The organism is Frateuria sp. (assembly GCF_013362045.1).
Taxonomy (GTDB): Bacteria; Pseudomonadota; Gammaproteobacteria; order Xanthomonadales; family Rhodanobacteraceae; genus Frateuria_A.
Genome location: NZ_JABFWW010000297.1, coordinates 1 through 12051, shown reverse-complemented (window position 1 = coordinate 12051; position 12051 = coordinate 1). Strand labels below are relative to the sequence as shown.

Below are 12051 nucleotides of genomic sequence, written 5' to 3'. Positions count from 1 at the left end.
GAGGACCTGCTGATCCGTCCGAGTTTCCTGCAGGCCTGCAACGAGGCGATCGCCTCGCTGGCGCAAGGCACCGACGGCATCGCCGCATTGGTCGGGTTTCCACACAGCGAGGGCGAGGTCTACAACGCCGCCGCGCTGCTGCGCGAGGGGCGCATCGAATGCATCGCGCACAAGCAGGCGCTCCCCAACTACGGCGTGTTCGACGACAAGCGCTACTTCCGCCCGGGCCATGCCAGTGCCACCGGCACGATCAACGGCGTGCGGATCGGCTACCTGATCTGCGAGGACATCTGGGAACCGGAGCCGGCGGCGAAGGCGGCGGCGGGCGGTGCGGAACTCATCGTGGTCATCAATGCTTCGCCCTGGGACGACGCCAAGCAGGCCGCGCGCGAACAGCAGCTGATCGCGCGCGCGCGCGAAACCGGCTGCGCGATCGCCTACCTCAACCTGGTCGGCGGCCAGGATGAGGTGGTCTACGACGGCGCCACGCTGCTGGTGAACGGCGACGGCACGATCGCCGCGCGCGCCCCCGCGTTCGTCGACGCCCTGCTGTGGGCTACCTTCGATCCGTCCAGCCGCACGCTGGCTGCCGAGCAATGGCCGGTGGCGACCGACGCGCGTCCGGAAGCCGTGCTGTACGCGGCGTTGACGCGCGGCATCCGCGACTACATCGACAAGAATGGTTTCCCCGGCGTGCTGTTGGGCCTGTCCGGCGGCATCGATTCGGCGCTGACGCTGGCGCTGGCGGTCGATGCCCTGGGCGCCGATCGGGTCACCGCGGTGATGATGCCCACGCGATACACCTCGCGGTTGTCGCTCGACGGCGCGAGCGAGCAGGCCGTGCGCCTGGGGGTGACCTACCACGTCATCGACATCGAGCCCACCTACCGCAGCTTCCTTGCCGCGCTGGCGCCGGCCTTCGCCGGCAAGGGCAGCGACCTTGCGGAGGAGAACCTGCAGTCGCGCACCCGCGGCGTGATGCTGATGGCGCTGTCCAACAAGCATGGCCGGCTGCTGCTCTCCACCGGCAACAAGAGCGAGATGGCGGTGGGCTACGCCACGCTGTACGGCGACATGTGCGGTGCCTACGCACCGCTCAAGGACGTCTACAAGACGGTGGTGTACCGGCTGGCGCGCTGGCGCAACCAGATGGGGAACACGGAGGGCGAGGCTTTGTCTCCGCACCCCTGGATCATCCCTCCGGCCGTGATCGATCGTCCCCCCTCGGCCGAATTGCGCGATAACCAGACCGACCAGGACTCGCTGCCGTCCTACGATGAGCTTGACGGCATCCTGCAGCGATTCATCGAAGGCGAGCAATCGCAAGCGGAGATCGTCGCGCAGGGCTTCCCGGCCGATACCGTGCATCGTGTCGCCAGCCTGGTGCTGCGCAACGAGTTCAAGCGCCGCCAGGCAGCTCCCGGGCCGCGCGTGACCACCCGCGCCTTCGGCCGCGAGCGCCGCTACCCGATCACCTCGGGCTGGAAGTGAGCACCCGCAGGGCGCGCTGAGCGCAGGCGTGGCGCCGGCAAGGGAACGCGGCCGCCCACAAAAAAGGCCGGCGATCGCTCGCCGGCCTTTTCGTTTGCTGGGTTTTCAATGATGGCCGGAGAACGGAACCATCTTGCGCAGGGTCGAGGGCGCATGCGGCCACTTCGGATCGGTCAGGTACGGGTGGTTCGGATAGTTGAGCGCAAGCACCTTGCGCACGTTCTCCGCCTGCGGCTTCTGGCCGAGTGCCAGGTAGCTGCGGGTGAGGATGGCCAGCGCATCGCCGGTCTGCGGCGCCTGCTGGTAGTGTTCGATCACGTACTGCGCACGGTCGGCCGAAGCCACGTAGGACTTGTTGCGCAGGTAGAACTCGGCCACGTTGATCTCGTACTGCGCCAGCACGTTGCGCAGGTAGATCATGCGCTGGCGCGCATCGGCGGTGTAGGCGCTGTCGGGGAAGCGGCGCGCCAGCTCAGAGAAGTCGTCGAAGGCCTGCAGGTTGTAGGCCTGGTCGCGGCGCACTTGCGAACCCTCGCGCGAGATGTAGCGCTCGATCACGCCGCTGGTGCGGTCGAAATTGATCAGGCCGCGCAGGTAATAGGCATAATCGACGTGCTTCTGGGTCGGATAGGTCTTGATGAAGCGGTTGATCGTCGAGGACGCGTCGTCCGGCTGGTTGTCCTTGTACTGCGAATAGGCCAGCTCCAGCTGCGCCTGCTCGTTGTAGTCGCCGGACGGGAAGCGCGCGATCAGGCGCTGGTAGTCCTTGGTGGACGCGGCGTAGTCGCCGTTCATCAGGTCGTCGTGCGCCTTGGCGTAGAGCTTCTCCACCGGCATGGTGTCGATGGACTCGCGCTTGTGGCCGAACAACGAGCAGGCGCCCAGCGACAGGCCCAGGACGAGCACGACCGGCAATTTGAAAATGACGCGCATGTGGGACGTTTCTATGTATGTGATCGAACGGATGATAGCCCAAACCGCGCGCCCCCCGGGGAGGACGGCATGACCGTCATCCGGCACGAGGCGCAGGTGCCCCTGGCGGCGGCAGGTCGGCGTTTCGACCAGGCGCTGGCCGAGATGTTCCCGGACTATTCGCGCTCGCGCCTGGCCAGCTGGATCAAGGCCGGCGCGGTGACGCTCGATGGCGCTGCCGCGCCGCCGCGCCAGTTGCTGCGCGGCGGCGAGCAGGTGCGGCTGGAAGCCGAACTGGTGAACGAGGTGGAAAGCGCGCCGGAAGACATCGCGCTGGCCATCGTGCACCAGGACGAGCACCTGCTGGTGCTGGACAAGCCGGCCGGCCTGGTGGTGCATCCCGGCGCCGGCAATCCAGCCGGCACGCTGCTGAATGCGCTGCTGCACCACGACGCGAGGCTGGCCGAGCTGCCGCGTGCCGGCATCGTGCACCGGCTGGACAAGGACACCTCCGGCCTGATGGTGGTAGCCAGGTCGCTGGCCGCCCATACCGCGCTGGTGGAGATGCTTTCGCGCCACGCGGTCGAACGGCAGTACGAGGCGGTGGTGGTCGGCACCCTGGTGGCCGGCGGCACGATCGACGCGCCGATCGGCCGGCACATGGGCGACCGCCTGCGCCAGGCGGTGCGCGACGAGGAGGACGGCAAGCACGCCGTCACCCATTACCGCCTGCGCGAGCGCTTTCGCGCACACAGCCTGATCCAGTGCAACCTGGAAACCGGGCGCACGCATCAGATCCGCGTGCACCTGGCGCACATTCACCATCCGCTGGTCGGCGACCCGCTCTACGGCGGCGGGCTGAGGCTTCCCAAGGGCGCCACGCCGGAGCTGGTCGCGGCGCTGCGCGGCTTCCGGCGGCAGGCGCTGCATGCCGAGCGGCTGGCGTTCGAGCATCCGGTGACGGGCGAGGCGCTGGCGTTCGAGGCGAAGCGTCCGGCGGACATGGAGGCGCTGATCGCCAGCTTGCGGGTCGATGCGCTGGAGCAGCGCGAGCTTTAGCCGCCTCGTTCCTTCGTGCGGTAACGAAAGGCCTCCCCCTCTCCCCGGCCCTCTCCCTCGGCGGAGCCGCAGGAGAGGGCGTGGTGTAGCTCCGTCGCAGTGATGCATAGCCTCTCCCCCGGCTGCGCCGAGGGAGAGAGCAGAGCTTCAGGCTATGCTTGGCGCTCCCAGTGACGCCATCCCCATGACCGAACCCTGGATCCTTCCCGACTGGCCCGCGCCGCGTGGCGTGCACGCGGCAGTGACCACCCGCCACGGGCCCGGCGTCTCGACCGGTCCCTACGCGCGCTTCAACCTCGGCCTGCGCAGTGGCGACGGCGCCGAGGCGGTGGCGAGCAACCGCGATGCGCTGCGCCATGCACTCGACCTCCCGTCCGAGCCCCGCTGGCTGCGGCAGGTGCACGGCACCACGGTGGCGCAGCTTGGGCCGTTGGCCAGCGACGACGAGCCGCAGGCGGATGCGGCGGTGGCGCACCTGCCCGGCACCGTGCTGGCCATCCTCACCGCCGATTGCCTGCCGGTGCTGTTCTGCAGCGAGGACGGCGCGCGCATCGGCGCCGCGCATGCCGGCTGGCGTGGTCTGGCCGCGGGCGTGCTGGAGGCGACCATCGCCGCGATGGACACGCCGCCGGCGCGCCTGCTCGCCTGGCTGGGGCCATGCATCGGCGCCGCGTCCTACGAGGTGGGCGAGGAGGTGCGCGCGTCCTTCGCCGGATGGAACCCGGAGGCGGCCGCCTGTTTCACGGCGACACGCCCGGGCCATTGGCAATGCGACCTGGCGGGCCTGGCGCGGCAGCGGCTCGCCGCGGTAGGCATGACGCGCATCCATGGAGGGGGCTTCGACACGCTCGCCGACGAGCGGTTCTATTCCTATCGCCGCGACGGCGCGAACAGCGGTCGCTTCGCCAGCGTGATCTGGCGCGTCTGAAAGCGGGCCCAGGCCGGGCCTGAGCCGACCGCTCCGTCCCGCCAGGGTGGGTTGAAGCCCACCCTGCGTTCGGTGTTCAGGCGATCGCCGGGATGCTGGCCACGCCGGCCTCGATCGCCGCGCGATGCACCGCGCAGCGCGGCAGCAGGCGGGCGAAGTAGAAGCGTGCGGTGTCGCGCTTGGCCTGCTTGAGCGCCGCCGATTGCGTGCCTGCGTCGGCCGCGGCCACGCTGCGTGCCCACATGTAGGCCAGCGCGACATAGCCTGAGTAGTAGAGGTAATCCACCGCGGCGGCGCCCAGTTCCTCCGGGTTGGCCTGCGCGCGCTCGGCCAGCGCCATCGTCAGCGCCTGCCATTCCCTGGCCGCCTTGCCCAGCGGCGCGACGAATTCGGCTAGCGTGGCATCGCCCGCATGGCGCTGGCAGAAGCCGCCGATCTCCTCGAGGAAATGCCGGAAGCCGGCGCCCTTCAGCTGCACGATCTTGCGGCCCAGCAGGTCCATCGCCTGGATGCCCGTGGTGCCCTCGTACAGCGTGATGATGCGGGCGTCGCGCACGAACTGCTCCACGCCGTTCTCGGCGATGTAGCCGTGGCCGCCATAAACCTGCACGGCCTCCTTGACGCTCTCCTGCGCCAGCTCGGTCAGCACGCCCTTGACGATCGGGATCAGGAACGCCACCAGCTCGCCGGCCTTCGCCCGCGCCGCTTCGTCGCTGGCGCGCTCCTCGATGTCCAGCTGCAGCGCGGCGTAGAGCATCAGTGCGCGACCGCCCTCGACGATGGCGCGCTGGGTCAGCAGCATGCGGCGCACGTCCGGGTGCGCCAGCAGCGGGTCGGCCGGCTTGTCCGGCTGCGCCGGACCGCTCAGCGCGCGGCCCTGCAGCCGCTCGCGCGCATAGTTGAGGCTGTTCTGCAGGCCGCGCTCGGCCAGGCCGATGCCCTGCACGCCGACCGCCAGGCGTGCGGCGTTCATCATGGTGAACATGCCGAACAGGCCCTTGTGCGGCTGGCCGATGAGCCAGCCCTCGGCGCCGTCGAAGTTCATCACGCAGGTGGGCGAGCCGTGGATGCCCATCTTGTGCTCGATCGCCCCGGCGGCGACCGCGTTGCGCTCGCGCATGGCGCCGTCGCGCGCGACCTTGAACTTGGGCACCACGAACAGCGAGATGCCGCGGCTGCCCGCCGGGGCGTCGGGCAGGCGCGCCAGCACCAGGTGCACGATGTTGTCGGTGAGGTCGTGCTCGCCGGCGGTGATGAAGATCTTGGTGCCGCTGACCCGGTAGCTGCCGTCGGCGGCGGGTTCGGCGCGGGTCTTGAGCAACCCCAGGTCGGAACCGGCCTGCGGCTCGGTCAGGCACATGCTGCCGCACCAGCGGCCCTCGATCATGGGCTTGAGGAACACCTCCTTCTGCCAGTCGTCGCCGTGCAGCTGCAGCGCGTGCGCGGCGCCCTGGCTGAGCAGCGGGTAGTTGCCCCAGGCGAGGTTGGCCGAGTCGAGCATCTCCTTCATCGCCACGCCGATCACCTCCGGCAGCGCCTGGCCGCCCAGCGCCTCAGGACTCGTCAGGCCGGCCCAGCCGCCCTCGACGTAGGTGCGGTAGGCCTCCCTGAAGCCCTTGGGCGTGGTCACCGTGGCGGTGGCCTTGTCGAAGTGGCAGCCCTCGGCATCGCCGGAGGCGTTGAGCGGGGCGAGCACCTGCTCGTTGAAGCGCGCGGCCTCTTCCAGCACGGCATCGAGCAGGTCGCGGGTATGGCCGCCGCCGCCGGCGAGCGGGGTGAGCGTGGCTTCCGCGTCGAGCAGGTCGTGCAGTACGAAGCGCAGGTCGTCGAGCGGGGCCTTGTAGATCGTCATCGGTGTTCCTCGAAGTGAATCAACGCCAGGTATGGGCGATGCCGGGCACGGGCGAGAGCCAGTCCTTGCCGGAGAAGTCGAAGTCGCGCGGCGCCTTTTCCTGCTCGGGCGTCGCGCGCACGCTGCCGGCGAGGGCGTAGGCGAGGGCGCCGGCGCTGCCCTTGGCGGCGCTTGCCGACAGCGCCTTGCTCATGGCCGCGGTCGGCAACACGTCGATCTGCACCACGTCGCCGGCGAAGGCGGGAATGTCGCGCTCGAAGCTCCCGTGCACGCGCAACGGCACGCTGTCGGCCATCGTCAGCTGCGCATCGAGGCTGGTGAAATCCATGCCGCCGTAGCTGTTGTTCTGGATGCGCACGGTCAGGCGCCAGGCGCCGTCGGGCTGCAGCACCAGTTGCTGGATGCTCAGCGTCGGCGGAAAGACGCTCTTGCGCGGCGGGCCGCACGCGATCAGGGCCAGGGCAAGCGACAGCGGGACGATCCAGCGCAGGAAACGCATCGCGGGGCTCTCCAAACGATCGTTCGAATTCCCGATTCTAACCACAGCCGGGCGATCCGCGTCAGCGGCAAGCGGGCGCGGCGGTTACGGCGGTTTCGCCGCGCGCGCCGAGCAGGCATCATCGGCGTCTTTCGTCCGAAGGTTTCCCCGCGCATGCAACGCCGCTACGTCGCCCGCCGCTCCCCCATCCACGGCAATGGCGTGTTCGCCACCGCGCCGATCAAAAAAGGCGAGGAAATCGTCGAGTACAAGGGCACGCTGATGACCCATGCCGAGGCCGACGCGATGTACGGCGACGGCGGCGAGACCGGCCACACCTTCCTGTTCACGCTCAACGACGACTACATCATCGACGCCAACCGCAAGGGCAACACCGCGCGCTGGATCAACCACAGCTGCGCGCCCAACTGCCGCGCGGTGGTCGAGGAGAGCGCAGGTGGCGATCCGCGCAGGGACCGCGTGCTGATCGAGGCGATCCGCGACATCAGGCCGGGCGAGGAGCTCACCTACGACTACGGCATCGTGCTGGACGTGCCCTACACCGCTCGGCTGAAGAAGCTGTGGCAGTGCCTGTGCGGCGCGCCCAACTGCACTGGGACCTTGCTCAAGCCCAAGCGCTAGCCGCTGCCGCGATCGCCGTTGCGCCGCCTCCGTGCGAAAGCGATAGGGCGCGGCAGCCATAACATTCGCGAGACGCGCGCAAGACGCACTGCGCGCCATCCTTCCTGCTTCATCGCAGGAGGACCGCCATGACTCCATCGAAGAAGCTCAGCGGGCGCGCCATTGCCGTGCTCGCCACCGACGGCTTCGAGTATGCAGAACTTACCGAGCCCAAGCGCCTGCTGGAGGAAGCCGGTGCGCAGGTGCAGGTGGTCGCGCCCGGTGACGCCAGTGCCATCAAGGGCTGGAAGGGCGGCGACTGGGCCGGCAGCGTGCCCGTGGACGTCAAGCTGGACGAGGCAGATGCCGCCGACTTCGACGCGCTGGTGCTGCCCGGCGGCGTGATCAATCCCGACAAGCTGCGCACGCAGCCGGCCGCGGTCGAACTGGTGCAGGCCTTCGCCAAGGCGGGCAAGACCGTCGCGGCGATCTGCCATGGGCCGTGGACGCTGATCAACGCCGGCCAGGTGGACGGGCGCAAGGTCACCTCGTGGCCGTCGCTGCGCCAGGACCTGGAAAACGCCGGCGCCAAGTGGGAAGACCGCGAGGTGGTGCGCGACGGCAACCTGATCACCAGCCGCAAGCCCGATGACATTCCGGCCTTCGCGAACGCGGTGATCGAAGCCCTCGCCGCCTGAAAGCTCCCTCTCCCCCGGCGCAGCCGGGCGAGGGGGTTGGGGAGAGCGAGAGGCCTTTTGCCTTTGCCCTTTTACATCAAATCCCTGACAGCCTTTCTCGCAAGTCCAGCCCTCACCCTGTCCTCTCCGAGGAGATGAGGGAGCCACAAAGCTAGTCCTCCTCCACATGCGGCTTCCACGCCTCCGACAGCTGCTTCTGCACCGGCGGCGGCACCGGCTCGTAGTGGCTAAGGTCCAGGCTGTAGCGGCCCTGGCCGCCGGTCATCGCCTTGAGTTCGGTCGGGTAGTCGGTCAGCTCCGCCAGGGGTGCCTGTGCGCGGATCAGCAGCTCGCCGCCGCGCTGCGTGTTGGTGCCCATGATGCGTGCACGCTTGGCGGCGAGGCTGCCGGTGACGTCGCCCACGCTGTTCTCCGGAATCGCCACCTCCACGTCCACGATCGGTTCCAGCACGATCGGCCGCGCCTTGCCCACCGCGTCCATGAAGGCCTTCCTGCCCGCGCTGACGAAGGCCACCTCCTTCGAGTCGACCGGGTGGTACTTGCCGTCGTACACGGTCACGCGCAGGTCCTGCATCGGGTAGCCGGCGACCGCGCCGGTTTCCATCGCCTGGCGCACGCCCTTTTCGATCGCCGGCAGGTACTGGTTGGGGATCACGCCGCCCTTGACCTCGTCGACGAACTGGAAACCCGCGCCGCGGTCGAGCGGGTCCACCCGCAGGAACACTTCGCCGAACTGCCCGGCGCCGCCGGTCTGCTTCTTGTGCCGGTGATGGCCGTCGGCGTGCGCAGCGATGGTCTCGCGGTAGGCGATGCGCGGCGGATGGGTCTCCACCTCCACGCCATAGCGTTCGCGCATGCGCTCCAGCATCACCTTCAGGTGCAGCTCGGAGAGCCCGCGCACCACCGTCTCGTTCAGTTCCTTGTGGTGCTCGGTGCGCAGGCACGGGTCCTCCTCGGCCAGCCGCGCCAGCGCCTGCGAGAGCTTCTGCTCCTGGCCCTTGTGCTTCGGGGTCAGCGCCAGGCCGAACATCGGTTGCGGAAAATCCATCGGCGCAAGGCGAATGGTGTCCTCTTCGTGCGAGTCGTGCAGCACGGCGTCGAAGTGGATCTCCTCCACCTTGGCCACTGCCGCGATGTCGCCCGGAATCGCCTGCTCGATTTCCACGTGCGTCCTGCCGTTCAAGCGGAACAGGTGGCCGACCTTGAAGGGCTTGCGGCCGTCGTCGACGAACAGCTGGGTGTCGCGCCGGATCGTGCCCTGCCACACGCGGAACACGCCGAGCTTGCCCACGAACGGGTCGTTGACGATCTTGAACACGTCGGCGACCACGTGTTGCGCCGGGTCGGCGTTGACCGTGACCGCCTCGCCCTCGCCGTTGACGAACGGCGGCGGGTTGCCTTCGGCCGGATTGGGCAGCAGTCGCTCGGCCAGCTCCAGGAACTGGGCCACGCCCACGCCGTTGCGCGCGCTGACGAAGCAGATCGGCACCAGGTGCCCTTCGCGCAGGCACTGCTCGAAGGCGTCGTGCAGCTGTTCGCGGCCGAGCGCGGCCTCGCCGTTGTCGAGGTAGGCGCCCATGGTCGCCTCGTTGATCTCCACCACCTGGTCGACGATCTGCTGGTGCGCCGCCGCCAGCGAGGAGAAGTCGGTCGCGCCCTCGCTGTGGAAGAAGCAGTCCAGCACCTGCTTGCCGCCCTGCGCGGGCAGGTTGACGGGCAGGCACTCGGAGCCGAACTCCTCGCGCAGCATGTCCACCAGCGTCGACAGTCGGGCACCCTCGAAGTCGATCTTGTTGACCACCAGCACGCGCGCCAGGCCGCGGGCGCGTGCGCGTTCCATCATGCGGCGCGTGCCATGCTCGATGCCGTTGGTGGCGTTGACCACGATCGCCACCGTTTCCACCGCGGCGAACGCGGACAGCGTGCCGCCGCGGAAATCCGCATAGCCTGCCGTATCGACCAGGTTGATGTGACAGCCGCCGCGGTCGATGCCGGCGATGGCGCTGTCGATCGAATGGCCGCGCGCCTTTTCCTGCACGTCGGTGTCCGACTGGGTGGTACCGCGCTCGACCGACCCCGGTGCCTGGATGACGCCGCCGGCGTGCAGCAAGGCCTCGAACAAGGTGGTCTTGCCGGCACCGGCATGGCCGGCGAGCGCGATGTTGCGGATGTTTTCCGTGCTGTACGACACGAGACGTCCCTCCCCTGGCGAGGCGCGGGACTCGCACGGCATGAGCGGCGCCGCACGAGGCCGCGCTTAGGCGGCTGACGATGGCGGGCCGTCATGGTCGTCCTGGGGCGCCGAGATGCGGCGCGGGCGGGGCGGTCATGGCGGGGTGCGGCGGGTGCCGCCTGCGTAGCCTTGTGCGATCCGCCCGCGCGGTCAAGCGGCAACGCGTGCGGGAACGAAGCGCTCACGTGACGGTCTTGCGAAGGCGGGCACGATGAAGCGCCCGTTCTCCCCGTTCGCAAGGAGCTTTCCCATCGTTTCCCCGCCGCAGGTCGAGCCTCACCGCTGGAAGGCACAGGAGCTGTCGCGCCACGGCCTGGCTCCGCTGGACGAAGACACGCGCGCGCTATTGCGGGCGCGGCGAGAACGCACGCCGCCGCGCGAGCCATGGCGTTCCCGGCTCGCGTTCGCGGTGATGCTGGCGCTGCATGGCCTGTTCGCCGTCGTCGTCTGGTGGGAGATGCGGCCGCAGCCCGCGCGCGAGGTGGTGCATGCGCGGCTGGACAATGCCCTGCAGGTGCGCTTCATCGAGCAGGCCGCCACGGTCGCGCCCGCGCCGCCTCCGCCGCTACCGCCACCACCAAGGGTCATCCGTCCGGTCGCGCACGAGCCTCCAGCCAAGGGCGCGATGACGGCGAGCCTGCCCGCTTCGGCGGCCTCGGTAGCGCCTGCGCCGCACCTGTTCGACCGCACCGGCCAGCCGCTGCTGCCCGCCACCGCCGCCAGTGCGCCAGCCACGCCCGGCTATGTGCAGCGCATGCCGCAGGGCGATGCGCAGGTCATGCGCCACGACGATCCGGTCAAGTACCGGGCCACGCGCTTCGACAAGGACTTCCCGCCACCGGACGAGACCATCCTCGGGCAGACTTTGCGCGGCGCGCTGCGCGCAACCCATACCGGCGAGAACAAGGCGGTCGACCTCGGCCACGGCGTGCACCTCAAGTGCAAGACCCTGCTCGGCATCCCCACGCCCGATTGCGCGATGCAGCCGGCGCCGCCCTCCAGGAAGGACGGCGACGAACGCCTCAGCATGGCGCCGGCGCCGCTGGCCAGAGAACTCGAACCGCCCAAGCGCAAGCTGTCCGAATGCATCGCCCTCTACCGCGCCGGCAAGCCGCTGCCGCATGGCTGCCCGGTCGACACGCCCGACCGCGCCGTCGACGCCGAATGCGACGAGGCAGCGCAGGCCGGCAAGCCGCCGCCGGCGCATTGCCGCAAGCCCTAGCGCATGGCGCTGGAGTAGGTCATCACCATGCCACACCGCTGACGCGCTCCGCCCGCAAGCTACACTTTCCGCATGCCCCTGCCACCCGCGGACAAGCCGAGCGACTCGCCCGCCGACGCGCGTCCGGTGGTCATGCTGCGCTCGCCGCGCGACGCTGCCGCGCTGGCCATCGTCTACCGTCGCCGGCGCGCCGAACGCCCCCACGAGCGCGGGCTGCGCATCGCGGGCCTGGCCGGCACACTGCTGGTGCACCTGCTGGTGCTGTTCGGCGCCGTGCTCGGTCCCGCCTACGACCTGCAAGAGCCGGTGCTGAAATCCGCGCCGCTGCAGGTGCGCCTGATCGAAAAGCCCGAGCCTCCGCCTCCGCCGCCGGTGCGCGGCACGCCGCCGAAGCGGGTGGGTCCGACCCACCGCGGCAGCGTCGTCACCGCCGCGGTACAGCCGAACGCGTCCGCAACGCCGCCCACGCCGGCGCCGGCCCGGCCCGAGATGCCGGTGATCACGGTGACTGCGCCGCCGGCGACCATCCGCATCGCATCGGCCGCCGCGCCGCCACC

The 12051-nt window shown here is 69.6% G+C and carries 10 protein-coding genes and 1 pseudogene; 7 read left to right on the top strand and 4 right to left on the bottom strand.

Features of this window, described 5'->3' with window-relative positions:
• A partial coding sequence (locus tag HOQ08_RS14220) for an NAD+ synthase (RefSeq protein ID WP_291196256.1) occupies positions 1 to 1491 on the top strand: 1491 nt, incomplete at its 5' end.
• 105 nt (positions 1492 to 1596) lie between these two features.
• Here the strand turns inward: HOQ08_RS14220 and HOQ08_RS14215 are convergent.
• Entirely contained in the window at positions 1597 to 2424 is an 828-nt protein-coding gene (locus tag HOQ08_RS14215) for an outer membrane protein assembly factor BamD (RefSeq protein WP_291196253.1), read from the bottom strand.
• A 69-nt stretch (positions 2425 to 2493) separates the two neighbouring features.
• On the opposite strand from HOQ08_RS14215, the gene rluD reads away from it, so the two are divergent.
• Together rluD and pgeF are read left to right on the top strand one after the other, a co-directional pair.
• Entirely contained in the window at positions 2494 to 3462 is a 969-nt protein-coding gene (gene rluD / locus HOQ08_RS14210) for a 23S rRNA pseudouridine(1911/1915/1917) synthase RluD (protein WP_291196250.1), read from the top strand.
• A 184-nt stretch (positions 3463 to 3646) separates the two neighbouring features.
• Complete coding sequence (gene pgeF, locus HOQ08_RS14205) at positions 3647 to 4390, top strand: peptidoglycan editing factor PgeF (RefSeq protein WP_291196247.1); 744 nt, start codon at positions 3647 to 3649, stop codon at positions 4388 to 4390.
• Between the two features lie 76 nt (positions 4391 to 4466).
• Here pgeF and HOQ08_RS14200 read toward each other — a convergent pair whose 3' ends face one another.
• Both HOQ08_RS14200 and HOQ08_RS14195 read right to left on the bottom strand, forming a co-directional pair.
• Positions 4467 to 6242 (bottom strand): acyl-CoA dehydrogenase C-terminal domain-containing protein, encoded by a 1776-nt coding sequence (locus tag HOQ08_RS14200; protein ID WP_291196244.1) that lies wholly within the window; start codon positions 6240 to 6242, stop codon positions 4467 to 4469.
• A gap of 19 nt (positions 6243 to 6261) precedes the next feature.
• The gene (locus HOQ08_RS14195; RefSeq protein WP_291196241.1) at positions 6262 to 6741 is read right to left on the bottom strand and encodes a hypothetical protein; all 480 of its coding nucleotides are present in this window, start codon (positions 6739 to 6741) and stop codon (positions 6262 to 6264) included.
• A 153-nt stretch (positions 6742 to 6894) separates the two neighbouring features.
• On the opposite strand from HOQ08_RS14195, the gene HOQ08_RS14190 reads away from it, so the two are divergent.
• Positions 6895 to 7362, top strand: coding sequence for an SET domain-containing protein-lysine N-methyltransferase (locus tag HOQ08_RS14190; protein WP_291196238.1), 468 nt, complete (start codon positions 6895 to 6897; stop codon positions 7360 to 7362).
• Between the two features lie 128 nt (positions 7363 to 7490).
• Entirely contained in the window at positions 7491 to 8039 is a 549-nt protein-coding gene (locus HOQ08_RS14185; RefSeq protein ID WP_291196235.1) for a type 1 glutamine amidotransferase domain-containing protein, read from the top strand.
• 151 nt (positions 8040 to 8190) lie between these two features.
• Here the strand turns inward: HOQ08_RS14185 and fusA are convergent, their stop codons facing one another.
• Positions 8191 to 10230, bottom strand: coding sequence for an elongation factor G (fusA, locus tag HOQ08_RS14180; protein ID WP_291196232.1), 2040 nt, complete (start codon positions 10228 to 10230; stop codon positions 8191 to 8193).
• Positions 10231 to 10483: 253 nt separating this feature from the next.
• Between fusA and HOQ08_RS14175 the strand changes: the two genes are divergently transcribed.
• Complete coding sequence (locus HOQ08_RS14175; RefSeq protein ID WP_291196227.1) at positions 10484 to 11494, top strand: hypothetical protein; 1011 nt, start codon at positions 10484 to 10486, stop codon at positions 11492 to 11494.
• A 72-nt stretch (positions 11495 to 11566) separates the two neighbouring features.
• A pseudogene (locus HOQ08_RS14170) lies at positions 11567 to 12051 on the top strand (hypothetical protein); the annotation flags it as partial.